The organism is Nitrospirota bacterium (genome assembly GCA_040755395.1).
In the GTDB taxonomy this organism is placed as follows: domain Bacteria; phylum Nitrospirota; class Nitrospiria; order Nitrospirales; family Nitrospiraceae; genus DATLZU01.
This window is the reverse complement of record JBFMAX010000015.1, coordinates 1-15,328: the sequence shown is the minus strand read 5'-3', so window position 1 is coordinate 15,328 and position 15,328 is coordinate 1. Positions and strand designations below refer to the sequence as shown.

At 59.7% G+C, this 15,328-nt stretch carries 16 protein-coding genes and 3 tRNA genes; 7 read left to right on the top strand and 12 right to left on the bottom strand.

From position 1 onward, the window contains the following. Positions 1-6 precede the first annotated feature (6 nt). Positions 7-480, bottom strand: coding sequence for a helix-turn-helix transcriptional regulator (locus AB1555_17185; protein MEW6248421.1), 474 nt, complete (start codon positions 478-480; stop codon positions 7-9). A 182-nt stretch (positions 481-662) separates the two neighbouring features. Here AB1555_17185 and AB1555_17180 point away from each other — a divergent pair, with 182 nt between their 5' ends. Further along, positions 663-1,004, top strand: a complete 342-nt coding sequence (locus AB1555_17180; protein ID MEW6248420.1) for a hypothetical protein — start codon at positions 663-665, stop codon at positions 1,002-1,004. Between the two features lie 118 nt (positions 1,005-1,122). Continuing rightward, positions 1,123-1,926: an RNA methyltransferase gene (locus tag AB1555_17175; GenBank protein ID MEW6248419.1), complete on the top strand. Its 804-nt coding sequence runs from the start codon at positions 1,123-1,125 to the stop codon at positions 1,924-1,926. A gap of 669 nt (positions 1,927-2,595) precedes the next feature. Here the strand turns inward: AB1555_17175 and AB1555_17170 are convergent. The 8 genes from AB1555_17170 to AB1555_17135 all read right to left on the bottom strand — a co-directional run bounded on the left by AB1555_17170 (position 2,596) and on the right by AB1555_17135 (position 7,583). Beyond that, on the bottom strand, positions 2,596-3,282 hold the full coding sequence (locus AB1555_17170) for a hypothetical protein (GenBank protein ID MEW6248418.1): 687 nt from the start codon (positions 3,280-3,282) through the stop codon (positions 2,596-2,598). Positions 3,283-3,353: 71 nt separating this feature from the next. Next, entirely contained in the window at positions 3,354-4,085 is a 732-nt protein-coding gene (locus AB1555_17165) for a hypothetical protein (GenBank protein ID MEW6248417.1), read from the bottom strand. Positions 4,086-4,098: 13 nt separating this feature from the next. After that, a complete protein-coding gene (locus AB1555_17160) occupies positions 4,099-5,085 on the bottom strand; it encodes a cation diffusion facilitator family transporter (protein MEW6248416.1) in 987 nt (328 codons plus the stop codon). Positions 5,086-5,173: 88 nt separating this feature from the next. Further along, positions 5,174-5,440: a CNNM domain-containing protein gene (locus AB1555_17155; protein ID MEW6248415.1), complete on the bottom strand. Its 267-nt coding sequence runs from the start codon at positions 5,438-5,440 to the stop codon at positions 5,174-5,176. Continuing rightward, positions 5,437-5,589 (bottom strand): CNNM domain-containing protein, encoded by a 153-nt coding sequence (locus AB1555_17150; GenBank protein ID MEW6248414.1) that lies wholly within the window; start codon positions 5,587-5,589, stop codon positions 5,437-5,439. Before AB1555_17150 ends, AB1555_17155 begins: the two co-directional genes overlap by 4 nt. 737 nt (positions 5,590-6,326) lie before the next feature. Then, positions 6,327-6,402 (bottom strand) — tRNA-Phe (locus tag AB1555_17145). A gap of 240 nt (positions 6,403-6,642) precedes the next feature. Continuing rightward, positions 6,643-6,735, bottom strand: a tRNA-Ser gene (locus AB1555_17140). A gap of 647 nt (positions 6,736-7,382) precedes the next feature. Beyond that, positions 7,383-7,583: a hypothetical protein gene (locus AB1555_17135; protein MEW6248413.1), complete on the bottom strand. Its 201-nt coding sequence runs from the start codon at positions 7,581-7,583 to the stop codon at positions 7,383-7,385. 377 nt (positions 7,584-7,960) lie between these two features. Here AB1555_17135 and AB1555_17130 point away from each other — a divergent pair, with 377 nt between their 5' ends. Then, positions 7,961-8,911, top strand: a complete 951-nt coding sequence (locus AB1555_17130; protein ID MEW6248412.1) for a hypothetical protein — start codon at positions 7,961-7,963, stop codon at positions 8,909-8,911. A 671-nt stretch (positions 8,912-9,582) separates the two neighbouring features. On the opposite strand, the gene AB1555_17125 is transcribed toward AB1555_17130, so the two are convergent. Next, positions 9,583-9,672: transfer RNA gene (locus tag AB1555_17125), tRNA-Ser, on the bottom strand. A gap of 247 nt (positions 9,673-9,919) precedes the next feature. Continuing rightward, positions 9,920-11,221, bottom strand: a complete 1,302-nt coding sequence (gene serS, locus AB1555_17120; protein MEW6248411.1) for a serine--tRNA ligase — start codon at positions 11,219-11,221, stop codon at positions 9,920-9,922. A 224-nt stretch (positions 11,222-11,445) separates the two neighbouring features. Here serS and AB1555_17115 point away from each other — a divergent pair, with 224 nt between their 5' ends. From AB1555_17115 to AB1555_17105, 3 genes are read left to right on the top strand one after another with little or no spacing between them, the layout of a single operon-like run. Next, the gene (locus AB1555_17115) at positions 11,446-12,474 is read left to right on the top strand and encodes a PA0069 family radical SAM protein (GenBank protein ID MEW6248410.1); all 1,029 of its coding nucleotides are present in this window, start codon (positions 11,446-11,448) and stop codon (positions 12,472-12,474) included. 9 nt (positions 12,475-12,483) lie between these two features. Further along, on the top strand, positions 12,484-12,864 hold the full coding sequence (locus AB1555_17110) for a rhodanese-like domain-containing protein (GenBank protein ID MEW6248409.1): 381 nt from the start codon (positions 12,484-12,486) through the stop codon (positions 12,862-12,864). 3 nt (positions 12,865-12,867) lie between these two features. Beyond that, positions 12,868-13,935, top strand: coding sequence for a DUF362 domain-containing protein (locus AB1555_17105; protein MEW6248408.1), 1,068 nt, complete (start codon positions 12,868-12,870; stop codon positions 13,933-13,935). A 12-nt stretch (positions 13,936-13,947) separates the two neighbouring features. On the opposite strand, the gene AB1555_17100 is transcribed toward AB1555_17105, so the two are convergent. Continuing rightward, positions 13,948-14,505 carry an OmpH family outer membrane protein gene (locus AB1555_17100; protein ID MEW6248407.1) on the bottom strand — a complete coding sequence of 186 codons (558 nt, stop codon included), beginning with the start codon at positions 14,503-14,505 and terminating at the stop codon, positions 13,948-13,950. A gap of 131 nt (positions 14,506-14,636) precedes the next feature. Here AB1555_17100 and AB1555_17095 point away from each other — a divergent pair, with 131 nt between their 5' ends. Beyond that, positions 14,637-15,089 carry a hypothetical protein gene (locus AB1555_17095; GenBank protein MEW6248406.1) on the top strand — a complete coding sequence of 151 codons (453 nt, stop codon included), beginning with the start codon at positions 14,637-14,639 and terminating at the stop codon, positions 15,087-15,089. Positions 15,090-15,328: the final 239 nt, after the last annotated feature.

The following is a 15,328-nucleotide window of genomic DNA, read 5'->3' as shown; positions in this document are numbered from 1 at the left end:
TGTCGGTCAGTCGGAGGGCGGCTCGAAGTGCCCCGGCGGCCGGGACTGCCAGGGGACGGTCGCCTGCTTGGATTGTTTCACCAAACTGCGGAGGCTGACCTCGGCGGCTCGCAGCAGCTTCGGGTCGCCGTTCTGGATCAGCGCGGTCAGGAGCGCGTAGAGTGACCGGTCGAAGCGGGTTCCGAGCAAAATTCTCTCCGTAACCGGATCGACGCCGTTCGGCTGAAGCGGCCCGCCGCCGTCGCCTTCCTCCTCGGGCTGTTCGAAGAGCACTTCGAAGTCTTTCGGATCGCCGTACAGCCAGGGAGCGGGAACCCCGAGCGCCGAGGCGAGGGCCTCCAGCGTCGAAACCGGAGGGTCCAGTTCGCCGGCCTCGATCGCTTCGACGGTCGCAACCGGTAGATCGGCTTTCCGGGCAAGGACTTCAGCCGGTTGGCGTCGCGAAAGCCGCCAGGCTTGGAGGTGAGGGCCGATCGACATGGCGCGATCATACAGTGAACGACCCGCGCGGTGCAACCGCTGGAACGGGTGATCATCCTGGGACAATACACCAGAACATCAAGATTTCCAATAGCTTAAGCGAACTGGCGAGTGGAGGTCGATATAGGGTAAAATACGCCACTGGTTTGGTTCACGACGGCAGGTTGTAGGAGGCACACCCCATGCTTGGCACTGACATCCGCGGCATTCTCGCCGAAGAAGAAGAGGTCCAGCGCCGGCAGCAGGCGTTGAAATCGCTCATGTCTATGCGCAGCAAGCAGTTGCGCGAGTCTTTGGATCAGCGAATCAGGCGGGCTCGGAGTAGCGGCGACTGGATCAACTTGTCGCGGGCCGAGTGCGCCAACCTTCACAAGCAGGAAAAAGCGCATCTCCGCGCGCAGCTCGAGCAATTGCGCATGGAGCGGGACCGTACCCGCGGCAAGCTCAACGAGTTGAGACGAGCCAAAGCCAGGGCGCAGCGGTTGCGGGCGGCTGAAGCGTCATCCGGTCGAAAACGAAAGTAACTTGCGCGCTCCTTCCCACGCTCCTTCTCCCTGCGCAGACCCAAGCGCCGAAGAGGTGAAGGGCGGCGGTGTGTCCGGAACGCGCGGATATACCCGCGGTGAACCGGACAGGCATGGCATGCGCAACCTTCCTTCCTTGCCCGCGGCGACAGGTTCTCTCATCCGCGATCTGCTTCATCATAAGCAGGTCCGTGATGCCGAGCAGGCCTTCGTCCTTGAAGGCGTCAAGCCGGTGCTCGAGGCGCTTCGCTCGCGCGCGCCGGCCGTCAAAGCGCTGGTCGTCACGCCGGCGTTTCTGAGCAAGGAACGGCCGACCCTCAAGCGGGTGCTGGAACGCCATGCGGTGCCGCGATATGTCTGCCGCGAGACGGCGTTCGGGAAACTCTCCGATGTGGAACACGCCCAAGGGATTCTGGCGGTGGTCCGAAAGCCGGAGTGGGATGAAGAGGCGGTCCTGGCCAGACCGCGCGTGTTGGGTCTTTTCGGCGAACGACTGCAGGACCCGGCCAACGTCGGCGCGATCATTCGCACGGCGGCGGCCATGGGCCTGAGCGCCGTCTGGCTCACCTCCGATTCAGCCGATCCGTTCAATCCCAAAGTCGTTCGCACCACCACCGGTACCCTGCTGCAACTGCCGATTTTCCGCCGGAACGATCCGTCCTGGTTTCTTGATCACGGCTGCGCCTTGCTGGCCGCCGAGCCGCACGATTGGCACGCGAGGGCCATTCGGGAGATTCGCGCATTGCCCCGGCGCGCAGTGCTGGCGGTGGGAAATGAAAGCCGCGGATTATCCGAGGCGACGCTCAAGCAGGCCGCCATCCGCTTTTACATTCCGCTCCATCGCGGCGTCGATTCCCTCAACGTCGCCGCGTCCGTCGCCATCGCGGTATTCTATTTCAGCGGCCTGCCAAAGAGCTCATAAAAGGGTGAGGAGCAAGGCGTAAGAGGTGGGGGACAGATACGGCCAGCATGGAGCCCCTCGCGCCTAACGCCCGTATGCTTTGCGCGAGAGTGGTGTCGAGGGACAGAATCGAACTGTCGACTCCAGCCTTTTCAGAGGCAGGGCATTCCATCTAAGTCAGCGAAAGGGCGTACAGGTTATCAGGCCGCTTCGCCTTAGACCACCAAATGGACAACCCGTCACTCGTGGGCAAATCTTAGTCAGGAAAATTCGAAGCCGAATCAGTCTGATTCGAGCGGTTCCTCGGCCTGCAGTGCCGCTAGGACTTGGCGTGAAGGCTCAGGTGCCGCACGATGGTCTCACGTTCCGAGTCTGTCAGTGGCGCACGGCCTCTCTCGCGAATCAACCTTTCCATCTTGGGCAGGAGTTCTAGCCATTCCGCCATGGTCCGTAACCGTGGGTCCGGCACCCCATGACCTCCTGCGCGGGTGTTCCGTGGCATCCCCCACAACGGCGTGCATAGAGCTGTCCATCGGGAGTATCGAGGTCCGGGATTCCAGCAAACATCGCACAAGCTGCAATTCCCGGCAGTGCCAAGAAGGCCGTGACGTATCCCATGACGCATCGAGCACTACATATGCTTGGCTCCTTTCTCATAGACCTTTTGCCACGTCTGCCTGCCCCGCCTGTTTATCGCGCGATCCGAAGCGTGAGATTGTCAAAATAAGTCACCGCATCGGATTTCGTCCAGAGGCCGACACGCCCTTCCTTGAAGGTTTCATCGCAGAGGTCAAACACCGGCTGTTCGTCAAAGAAGACTTGTACCCGGCATCCGCCCATCCTGACTGTGAGTTTGTGCCACCTTCGGACGTCAATGATCTGGTCAACATTCTTGAGCATCTGCCGTACGCCTTTCACCACGCGATAAATCCGGATATTCTGCTCCAAGGGATTGGCTCTGGTCAGATAGTAATTGCGATCATCCGCCGCACGCCAGATGAGACCCCCACCCATGTCCGCTTTGCCTTCCACCGGCAGCAGGGAGACTTCTAGTTCCAAATCGGCAGAGGTCGTTCCGTTAATCAAGACCACCTTGTAGGCGTGTTCTGCTCCCTTTCCCATCATCTGCGCCAGCACGTGAGGCCGGCTGAGGGCGCGCTCGGTTGGCAGTACCTTCCAATCCCCGGCGGGCCTGCCATCAAACAGGGTCCCGATTACAAAATCCTTCGAGAGGGCGTCAGGCGGATCAGCATCAAAGTTCCAGACATGGCTCGATAAGTCCGTTTCGGCGCCAGTCACGAGGGCGCCTGCAAGAGCGGCGAGTAAGGAGACCGCCACGCATGCGGACACGAGGTATCGGCTCTTCAATGGTTGCATGGCCACGATCAGCGCATCGGGTTCCTTTGTGGATCTTCTTCTCCGTATGCCGCAATGAAGCATTCGTCAGGCTATCGCCATGTCACTTCTTCCCAGTAAAGATGAACAAAGGTTTCATATGGCGGAAAGTTCCTGGTATTCTGCTCCTTGGAGCGAACCCACAGGTCGATTTCCATCCCGGCGGGATCGGTTTCCCCACCGGGCAAGGTGCGCTTGACCGGGTATCGGATCTCATGGGTCTTGGGATCACGCGAACGCTCCATCACCATGAAGTGGGCGTCAAAGTGTTTGTAGAGAACCTGATCGTTCTTGTACATCGTGGCTGTGCCCCAACCCGCCAGGTAGAGCCAGGTCTTGGGATACAGGGGGTCGCCATTGCCCGAGTCGCCATGCTCATACACCCGTGTGGCAATGCCTCCGTTTTGGAACGGCTGCTTCGCCGCAAAACGGTCAAAGACAATTCGGTACCGGTCAGTTCTTTCAACGAATTCGGCTAAGACTTGGCCGGTGTTCGTCACCTCGTTCACCATGATCGCAATCGTCCCTTGCACCGGGGTTAAGTGCTTCCCGGCGTAATCGAGGTGATCCCATGGCGCGTGATCGTCCATGCTACCAACAAGGGTTCCCTTCTGGCCTATCAAGTGGAACTGACCGCTGTAATGAGGATGTTCAGTAGCCGTAAAGATCCGCGTACCCTCATCCCCCCTCGGCGTGCCAAATTGCCCCGTGACTGCGCCGAGCAAGGATACGAGGGAGAAGAGTGTCAGTGTGGTTCCAAGAACTTTCTTTGAGATGGTGTCCATTCGTCTGCCTCTCCTAGTGGGAATGAGTTGGGAGTTGGTCATGCTTATGGTTGATGATTCGATGATGGGCTTCTCCTGACGCACTCAATGGATCAACGTGGATGACCGCATTGGATAGATACTGCAAATGATGAAGGAGTTGGTGTCGGACTTCCTGCGCGATTGCATGCCCTCGTTCCACGGAGAGGTCTGACCGGACCGCAATGTTGACCTCAGCTAGGAGCCGGTGGCCGAGCCCTCTGATTCGAACTTCCGTGACGTCCTCGACTCCGGGCACATGCTGTGCGGCGTGAATGACTTCTTCGACGACCTGGGGATCCACCCCATCAAGCAATCGACTGAAGACCATCTTCGCCGAATCCCATCCCGTTCTCAGGATCACGCCTGCGATCAGAAGCCCAATGATCGGATCGGCGATCGGGTACCCGAGCCAGATCCCGATGCCTGCCAGCACCACAGCGAGACTGGCCAACGCATCCGTTCTGGCATGGTAGCCATCAGCCACGAGGGCCGCGCTTCCGATCTCGTGACCGGTTTTGATGCGGTACCGTGCCACCGCCTCGTTTCCGATGTAGGCAACCAGAGAGGCAAAAACGACGGCCCACACATGCCCGACCTGCTCCGGCTGTACCAGATGCCTCATTGATTCATATCCGACCCAAAGCCCGGTCACAACGATGAGGACGACAATGCTGACCCCTGCCAAATCTTCCAGCCTGCCATAGCCATAGGTGAAGCGTGCAGTCGGTCTCCAGCGGCTGAGACTAAAGGCCAGCCAGAGGGGAAGAGCAGTGGCGGCGTCACTGAAGTTGTGCAGGGAGTCGGCGAGGAGCGCTTGGCTACCGGACAGAGCCGTGACACCGAGTTCCAAGAGAGCCGTGATGAGCAAGCCGGCTGTCGACCATTTAATTGCCGCGATGCCTCGTTCCGTCGTCAGGATGATCGGATCGACGACGCCTTGGGTATGGTCATGGCCGGTTTTGTCGGTTTGTCCACTCATGGATCAGATCAGTTCAAATGCCAGAAGGAGGGCGACCACCTCGCTGAATCTTACCGGTTCATCAGCCGGAAAACGACGGGATTCTATATCAAGAGGGTGAGGCGAGGAGGGTCAGCACTTGCTTGGTGGACCATTCAAAGAGGGTGACGATCGGGCCGAAGATCTTATCGAACAACGAGAGCCACGGCGCTGTTCGTAAGGCAAATCCGAGTGAGTTCCTTAGTGCAAGAAACTTCGGGACGAGTTCCCCTACCACCACGGTGGAATAGGTTAACGGTAGAACCACGAGTCCGATCGCAATGGTATCGGCAGTCGCCTCGCCAACCCCCAGGCTTTTCTCGAGCGTTGGGCTCAACAGCTCTTCGGTTCCGGATTTTCCCTCAATTGAAGGAGAAGCGGGGCCTTTTTGTGGCCTTGGCGCATGAGTTCCCGGAGGAACGGTCTATTGACCGCAACAAACGCGATCTCGGCCCCGGCAAGCAGGGCGTTAAGGAGCAGGCACATGAGATGATAAGAAGTTCGAGCATCGTGACGACCTTTCAGTGATACGATGTGGTCCTACAGGACGGTTCATGGTGATTGTAAACTATCTGCAATGCGCACCCTAACACGAAACATTCCAGATGACCTCGCTGAACAGCGATAAATGGATGGCGTCAGGAGAAGAGGAGCAAAAAGATAAGGTTGGCGAAAGCAATCGAGCCCCAACCAGAGGTTTACATAGGCGTTGCTTTCTCGTGCTGTGAGGCTTGCTCGGGGCAGCTATCTTTAGTCGACCGACGTTTGGAAGTGGCTTGAGGGACTCGCTCTCTTACGTCTCCCTTCGAGAGTGTTCACCAGGAGGCCGGAACTGGTCGGCTTGTGCGGAAAGAGATCGGATTTCGCGAAGCAGGGGAGCGCGCAGGGAGCCGCGATTCTCTTGAGGAATGTGGAGCTTTGCGGGGAGAGGAGAAACGAGAGGCAGCTCATGAGTCTGGTGGTCTATCCACTTTGTAAATGAAAGTTGAGAAACTCAAGTAATGAAATGCGTGTCAGGTAGTGTCCAAAGCTTGAATGCAACGCTCCCCATATCCCCGAGGAGTCAGCCATCGAGAGTGGCTCGGTTTTACCGTTTACAGCCGCTCCGTCTTGGACAACCGTTTGGACAACCACTTTCTCGAAAGACCCCCAAAAGGCTCAAAAGCGACCCCTCACGCCTCGCCGCATCTGGCGCGGGACTTCTGAAGATTTTGAAGGGGTTGTGGTGCCGAGGGACAGAATCGAACTGTCGACACCAGCCTTTTCAGGGCTGTGCTCTACCAACTGAGCTACCTCGGCACGTGAACGCTATTCTGCTTGGCGGGGCTTTCTGTTTACAAGATCAGTTGTCAAAAATCAACCGGCAGATCAGAACGACGGTCGTTTTTGCACTACCTGGCAAGAACTGACCGTGTAAGTCGAACAGTGAGAGCGTTCAAGACGAATCATAGGGAGTGTGCTTGTCCTGTGAAGACTTGGAGGTGTTTATCTGGTCACCGAGGGCAATCGCACGGGCTGCCGGTCGGGTCGAGCTTGGTGTGGCGGAGAGGGCGGGATTTGAACCCGCGACAGAGCTTTTGGCCCTGTGACGGTTTAGCAAACCGTTGCCTTCGGCCACTCGGCCACCTCTCCGCGCCGCTGTGCCGGGAAGTTCCCCGGTCCTTGTCCTTCGGTGTCCGGCCGCCGCGTCGGTTTCTTCCTGTCGGATGTCGGGACGGACTGTAAATGACGGGCGATCTTAACCCAGAGGAACAGCGGCGCACAAGGGCGTCACTGAGCAGCGGGAGACGTCATGCCGGGCGGCTGAACCAACCTGAGGCTTCGATGTCCGAACGAGCGCGTTTTCGGGAAAGAGCCCGCGACGACGTCAGGCTGAGAAGAGAATCAGGTCCGTTCCGTTTCCCATTGGAAGCCGGAAAGAATTCTCTGGAGCTGAAGGAGAGGGTTGGCTCGGAAACGTGCCTTCTTGGGGACTGCCTTCGCCGAAGACCGTCGGTTGAGCCGGATCCGGTCGTGCTCCGACACATTGGTCAGCTTCAAGGTGGCGGGATTCACAGATTCAGAAGACGGCGCGAGGAGCCGGCTGGGACGCGCGGAGCGGTGGAGCTCCACCTCAGCGGGTCGCACCACCCCGCTGAGCGTCATCATCTGCAGGGCTATCAACTTTTGGCGGGCCAGTTGCCTTCTTGATCCGCGTCCTTCTGTAACGAGCATACGTCTTCCCCCTCGCGTTTCTCGACTACCTGTCGGGCATACGTTGAATGCGAGACGACCCGAACTTACATCCAAAGGATGCGTCCGAGATCCTCGTCCAACTCTTTCGGCCTGTGGCAGCGGCTGCAGCGCGCGAAGATTCCTCCGGACTCCGGCGCGCGGTTGCATCGCAAGACGAGTTGATATTTATGTCCGCCGCAGGACGGGCAGGCTTTGCCGCTCAGTTCTCTGCGGATCGCGCCGATTTTGCCGACTTGTTTCTGCATGTCCCGTCCTCCCGCCACGAAGGCGTTGAACGTTTCACAGCGATCTTGTGCAAGCCGCGGAGCCGCCGATCTTGCATATGGGTGAATCCCGTGTGGGCCACCATAAGACGATGGAGAACGCGGTGAAAATACCGTTGATGTAGGCGTGCCTGTACGAACGAAGGGCCGCCCCCCTACCAAGCGGGAGGGGGAATCAGGCGTCCACGGGCGAAAGCGACCGGCGGGATGGTGAGCCGCCTGGAAGGGATCGAAGTGTAGGGCCTTGCACGGCTAGGTATCGCTTCAATGACACCCCGGGTTCTGGAACCCCGGTTGGCGTTGTGTCGTCGCTGCGGTTTCTGTTATCTGTATGTCATCAGTACGCAAACATGGGGTCGATGCGACGGGTCGGCGGCATCGTTCTGCTCTGGGTCTGGCTTTGGGGAGGATGCTCCGGGGCGCCGGCTCTGCCCATGCGCGGGCACGGAGGCGATGAAGACTTTGCGGCGCGTTGCGGCACGCCGGGCGTTATTCGCTGCTTCGGCTTTGATTCGCAGGCGGAGGTTGACCCCCACGTGATGCCTCCGTGGGGGCAACGGGAAAAACGCGGGATTGTGGTCACGGATATAAAGGCCTCGGGAGCCGGGGCCTTGCGGTTCGAAGTTCCCCCGTTTTCGGGATCCGATACATCGGGCAGTTTCTGGCTGAACTTCGCCGATGATCTTTCCGCTCAGTTCGGCGAGGGAGAGGAATTCTATATTCAGTGGCGCCAACGCTTCTCTCCCGAATTTCTCGAGACCTATTTCGAAGAAGGCGGCGGCTGGAAACAGATCATCGTCGGAGAGGGGGATCGACCGGGGTTCACCGCTCATTCATGCACGCAACTGGAGTTGGTCGTGAACAACGGCTACCAGCTCGGTTACCCGCAGATGTATCACAGTTGCGGAGCGAAGGACGGGCAGTATGAAGGGCTCTCCAGTTCAGGCAGCGTGGGTTACGCGGCCAACGAATGGATGACCTTTCAGCTTCACGTCAAGATCGGCACCTGGTATCAGAACGACGGCCGCTACCATTCCGACAGCACGGTCCAGCTTTGGGTCGCCCGCGAAGGTCGGCCTGCTCGGCTCGTTGTTGACTTGAGCCCGGAACCGGTCACCTTCTTCGGCGTAGGCATCCCGGGGACCGGGAACGGATATGATTTGGCAAACGAAAATCCTGCGGCGAAGTACGGCAAGGTCTGGCTTCTCCCATATCACACGGGGAAAAGCCCCCAACAGAGCCATCCTATCGGCTATGTCTGGTACGACGAGCTGATTATTTCCAAGACACGGATACCGGACCCGCGGTAGGCCACAGAGTCGGAATTCGCCATGGGACGATGAAGCCGGAGCGGTAGGAGCGTCAAAGTCGAGGTGGGAATCGCGTGATGGGCGACCGTAACCCGGCTTCCCGGTTCTCAGCCCAAGAACCGGTGCCGCAGACGTGCCTTCCCGTTACAAGAGAGAATGATAAGTGCACGGGTGAAGGCACGTCTCTCCAGGAGGAAGTAGAGACGTCTTGCTGCCTTGGGTGGGCACAGCCAAAGCAGGCACCTTCACCCTTGGTCAGTAAATCAGATGGGTCTCTCTCGGTACAAGATAGTAGTTGCCCTAGGAGGGCTCAGGCGCAATGGCCGTTTTGATTTAAGAATATTTGATAGGAAGATGTCGCAGATAAATCAAGTGATCGGGTTTGATCGTTAAAGTAATACTTTTACAGATTCAGGTATCGAATCTCGTCCCTGTTTCCTTGGCTTACGGCTGGTTTCTTCGGCTCCGCTCATCAAGGAGTTTATCCCTCGCCACTTAGGCTCCGGGTCAAGCTAGCTCGGTATGGTGGAGGGGACGGGATTTGAAGTCGCACGCGCAGGTCCAGCGCGCGCTCCTATAGAGGAGCGCCTGCCCCCTCGTATGCTCCCCACAGCCCTCGCGTTCGAATCCCTCCCTCTCACGTTTCACGCTTCACGTTTCACGTCTTCATATGGCGGAGGGGGTGGGATTCGAACCCACGGTCCAGTTGCCCGGACTCCGGTTTTCAAGACCGGCACGTTCGACCACTCCGTCACCCCTCCATACCCTGCTTGACCCGACCGGGAGCCAGGCAAATTGATCTTGGCGACCGGATAAACCCCTTCAGTGTTATGTCTCTTTGCTCGTCAAGCTTGCTCGACCCGGAGCGCTGCGCAATGAGGCGCGACGGATAAATGCCATATTCGTTTCTTCACATTCGTAGGAGACCCTGCTTGACCCGACCGGGAGCCAGGCAAATTGATCTTGGCGACGGGGAGGCATACCGCCAGCGAGAGATTCTGAAGAGACTCACATGTTCCGGTTTTCTTCCGCTGTGATCCGCTCCACCCCGCCCATATAGGGCCGCAGCGCGTCGGGAATGAGCACCGATCCGTCCGGCTGCTGATAGTTTTCCAAAATCGCAACCAGCGTCCGTCCCACGGCCAACCCCGAACCGTTCAGGGTGTGCACGAAGTCCGTCTTGGCGTCTTTCTTGGCCTTCTGGCTGCGGAACCGGATATTGGCCCGCCGCGCTTGAAACGCTTCGAAGTTGCTGCAGGATGAAATTTCCCGAAAGACGCCCTGAGAAGGCAGCCAGACTTCGAGGTCGTACGTCTTGGCGGCGGCGAAGCCTAAATCCCCCGTGCAAAGGGTCATTACCCTGTAGTGCAGTCCCAACCCTTGCAGCACCGCCTCGGCATGTCGGGTCAAACGTTCCAGCTCCTCGTAGGAGGCGTCCGGCTTCGTGAAAGTCACCAATTCCACCTTGTTGAATTGATGCTGGCGGATCAGGCCGCGCGTGTCCTTCCCGTAAGAACCGGCTTCGCGGCGAAAACACAGTGTAACGGCTGCGTAACGAAGCGGCAGCGCGTCTTCATCCAAAATTTCTTCCCGATGAAGGTTCGTGACGGGCACTTCCGCGGTTGGGATCAGAAAGAGATCATCGTCGCGCAGGCGAAACAGGTCCTCTTCGAATTTCGGCAGTTGCCCCGTGCCCGTTATGGTCGCCCGATTGACCAGCACCGGCGGCAGCACCTCGCGATACCCATGAGTGATCGTGTGCAAATCCAGCATGTACGTAATGAGGGCTCGTTCCAGTTTCGCGCCCAGTCCCATGAGCACGGCGAAGCGCGCGCCGGCAATTTTGGCGGCCCGGTCGAAGTCCAGGATGCCGAGCGCCTCGCCGATCTCCCAATGCGCCTTCGGCGTGCCTGGGATCGCGGGCGGAGAGCCCCAGCGGCGAACTTCGACGTTTCCCGTCGAGTCCGTCCCTGCGGGCACGGACTCATGGGGCATATTGGGAATGCGGAGAGCGAGGTCCGACAACCGCTCTTCAACGGCTCGCAGCCCGTCTTCCATCTCCTTGATGCGGTCGCCGAGGGTTTTCATCGCCGCCATTGCGTCCTCCGCCGGTTGATTCCCGCGCTTCAAGCGGGCGACCTCCTCGGAGCCTTTCCTGAGCTGGTGCCGGAGTTGCTCGACTTGGCTCGTCAGGGTGCGGCGCTCCTCAATCAACTTGCGCAGATCGTCCCACGCGACATCGGCGCCACGCGGCCCCAGTTGCGTTCGCACGAGATCTAAGTGTTCTCTCAGATGGCGAAGGTCGTACATGGTCCGAACCTCGGCTGGTCAGCGGTGCTGGAATCTAACACCGGGTCCGGGGTTAGTCAATTCACGGAACAGCGAGGATGCAAGGCCTACTCTGCAGGATGAAAATAATGTTTTGGCGAGAGGCGAGGGGGAAAGGTGCCGGGTGTCACTCCGGCCTCTAGCCCCGCGCCTATTTTCAGAGCAGGGCGACCCTTGGTCCACGTTGACAAGACAACGAGAAGAGAGTGAGCATAGGCGCTATGCGCACGGTCGCCAATCCGCCCAATCCGTTCGAGTCCGAGCACCGCGAGTTCCTGGAACCGCCGCCGCAGGTGCGGTTGCAGGTGTTCGAGGACGCCACGCGGGAGATCCTCAGCCGTAACGACAGTCCGGACTTGCCCTTTCGCTGGAGCCTGAATCCCTATCGAGGCTGCTTTCACGCGTGCGCCTACTGCTACGCGCGACCCACGCACGAATACTGGGGCTTCGGCGCCGGCACCGACTTCGAGTCGAAAATCATCGTCAAGCCCGCCGCGCCGGCGTTGTTGCGGCGCACCTTCGACAAGCCGTCGTGGAAGGGCGAGCTGATCGTCTTTTCCGGAAACACCGACTGCTACCAGCCGCTGGAGGCGACCTACGGGCTCACGCGCGCCTGCCTGCAGGTCTGCGCCGACTATCGCAATCCGGTCGGCATCATCACCAAAGGCGCGCTGGTGCTGCGCGATCTCGACGTGCTCGCCAGGCTGAACCGGGAAGCGTGGGTGCGCGTCTACCTCAGCATTCCGTTTGCCGACGATTCGGTCGCCCGGAAAGTCGAACCGCAGGCGCCCTCCACGAGCAGGCGGCTCGAGACGCTCAGGGCATTGAGCGACGCGGGCATCCCCACCGGGATCTCCATCTCGCCGATCATTCCGGGGCTCAACGACGACGACATTCCGGAGTTGCTGGTCCGAGCCAGACAGGCCGGCGCCAAAGAAGCCATGTCGGTGATGCTTCGCTTGTCCGGCAACGTGGAACCGGTCTTCCTCGAACGCATGGCGGCGGCGTTTCCGGACCGGATCGGAACCATCGTCAGCAGGATCCGCGAGGTGCGGGCAGGTAAGTTGACCGAGGGCGATTTTTTCTCGCGCCACGAGGGAACCGGGCCCTACTGGCGGATGATCGAGCAATTGTTCGAGATCAGCCGGCGGAAGGCCGGATTTCCCGACGAATATGACGAGCCGGTTCCGAACACCTTCAGGCGTCCCGGAGCCGCGCAAGCGACGTTGTTCTGAGGAGGCGAGATGACGCACAATCCCGGATTCCTGAAACTGGTCGAGGATGCCAAGCGGCGCATCAAAGAGTGCACGATTGCGGAGGTGAAAGCCAAGCTCGATCGCGGCGAGAGGTTCCACTTCATCGACGTGCGGGAAGACCATGAATTCGCCAAAGATCACGCCAAAGGCGCCAGACACCTGGGCCGCGGCATCATCGAACGCGACATCGAGACGGTGATTCCCGACAAACAGGCCGAGATTATCCTGTACTGCGGCGGAGGATTCCGGTCCGCTCTCGCTGCCGACAGTCTCCGCCGGATGGGATACGCCAACGTCGTCTCGATGGACGGCGGAATCAGAGCCTGGCGCGAAGCCGGCTATCCGATGGAGCAGGGGGGCGGCGCATAACGCATGGGGACCACCCGCCGCGAGCTGTTCAGCCGCCTCGGCCTCGGTCTGAGCGTCTGGCCCGCGCTCGCCCTGGCGCCGCGATCGGTCCTGAGCAGCCTTCTTTTCGAGCCGGACGGGGAACCGGTTCCGGTCAAACCTGTTCCAGTCAATCCCTTCACGCGCAACGGCCGCGCATTGGTGGCGATGGTGCACGGCCGGGATCCGGGCGCCATGTTGGAGGCCGGCCTAGAACTGATCGGCGGGCTTGATTCTCTCGCCTTGCGGAGCAAGCGGGTCCTGATCAAACCGAACGTCGTGAACGACCGGCCTCCGCCGACCACGACCGATCCGCAGGTCGTCGCGTCGGTCGTCCGAGCGGTCAGGCAGGGCGGCGCCGCCGAGGTCATTGTGGCGGACAGCTCCGGAATCATCCGGTTCCCCACGTCGGGCAATCTGACCAGCACCGGCATCCGGGCTGCCGCGGAACAGGCCGGCGCGCGGGTGCTTGCGCTGGACGAAGAGCCGTGGGTCAGGATCGAGCCGCCCGGCGCCAAATCGCTGCCGCGATACTATCTGTCGAAGCCCGCCTATGACGCCGATGTCTTCATCAATGTCCCGGTCATCAAGACCCACCGGTTCGCCGAATATTCCTGTTGCCTCAAGAACCTGGTGGGGATCACCCATCCCCGGTATCGACCTTCTTTGGCGTTCCTGTCGGGCGATTGGCACGAACGAATCGCCGAACTGAATCTGGGCGTGCATCCGCATCTCAACATCGCCGACGGCAGGACGGTCATGGTTGCAGGCGGGCCGACCAGCGGCACACCTGCGCCGGCGAATCTGTTGTTGCTGAGCGGGGATCGTCTGGCGTTGGATGCGGTCGCCATCGCGCTGATCCGCTCGTTCGGGGCGTGGCCGAAGTTGCAGGGAAAACGGATCTGGGACCAACGCCAGGTCAAGCGGGGGGTCGAACTCGGGTTGGGGATCGGAGGGCCGGATCACATGGAACTGGTGGTCCGATCGACCGTGGACGACCGTGCGCAGTTCGACCGCCTGGCGGATGCGGTCAGGCGTGATCTGTTCGGATAGGCGCGTGGAAGGTTACTTGTTCTGACGGTCGAATTCCTTGATGACCTGATCGGTAAGATCGATGGTGTCCTTGTTGTAGATGACGATTTTGACCGTCTGCTCGCTGCCCTTGTCGACGACGATGGAGTATCCCCCTTTCTCCGCCACCGTCTGGGTCGCCGCGCTGATCTTCTTCATATACTCATCGATCAGCTCTTTCTGCTTCACCTGTAGTTCCTGATTGAACTGCTGCGCGCGTTTCTGGTAATCCTGCACCTTGACGCGGAACTTTTCCTGCTTTTCCTTCTTCGCCGCTTCGCTCAAGGTGGCTTCCTGGTCCTTGAGCTGTTTCTCAAGGTTTCGCAGTTCCTCCTCATCGCTGGCGAGCAGCTTTTGACGGGTGGAGACGTATTCCCGCAGCCCGTCCAGCGCGCGCTTGCCGGCTTTGGATTTTTCCAACACCGCCTGCGGGTCCACCACCCCCATCTTGAAGTCCGCAGCCAAAGCGAACGAGGAAGTCATCGCCCAGAGTGCAAGGGTCAAGACGACCGTTTCGGCCGACTGCGCCAGACGATCCCGCCGAATGTTCATACGCGCTGCTCCTTTCACAGACAATCCGTGTTAAGCTCCCGCGAAAACCACGGCAGAATAGCTGCAGGCGCCGGGCCTGTCAAGCGGCGGAGGACGCCGAGTGTTTGACATTCCCGGTCAAAAAGCTCTGAATGAAGCGCGTCCGCCCTCGGCACATCTGCGCCGGGACCATAAACCGTTTTATGTCGTCCGACGACCAGACCGAACATCAGCGATTCGTGAAGGCGCTCCAGCATGAGCCGATCCCCTGCGGCCGGACCGGGTGTGATGGTCCGGTCGAGGTGACGGATCTGTCCCGCCTTCATGACCGTGTGAAGACGTTCGAGGCCCGTTGCCGCCGTTGCGGCTGGCATGAGCGGATCACCGGTCGGGAACAGCATCTTCCTCCGTGGGACGATGCGGCGCTGCTGTTGATGGCGGATGAGCACCTCCTGCATCAGCAGCCGGTGTGTCCTTTCGATGACACGCCCGTGGTGTTCACTTCGATGCCCAATCCGAGACGGAAGGCCCGCTATCGGGTGTCCTGTTTCTATTGCGGCAGGCAGGCGGAAATGGATTGGCCGCCGCCGGAAGCAAGACGTTAATCAATGGAAGCTTCGTCCCGCTCCGAACGGACAGGCTCGTCGCCCGGCAGGTGTCGTGAGCTGGGGGATAGCCGGCGGCGCTGCGGTGGAACCGAGAAAACAGGCTAGGAACCTGTCCGACATTGACCTTTCTACTGCGGCGAACGATGCACCGACATCTGCGTCGTTCTCGGCCCCGAAAAATCCTCAACGTATTCCAGCGAATACGCCTCCGGTTTTTCGCGGCCTGTGGCCTTGCA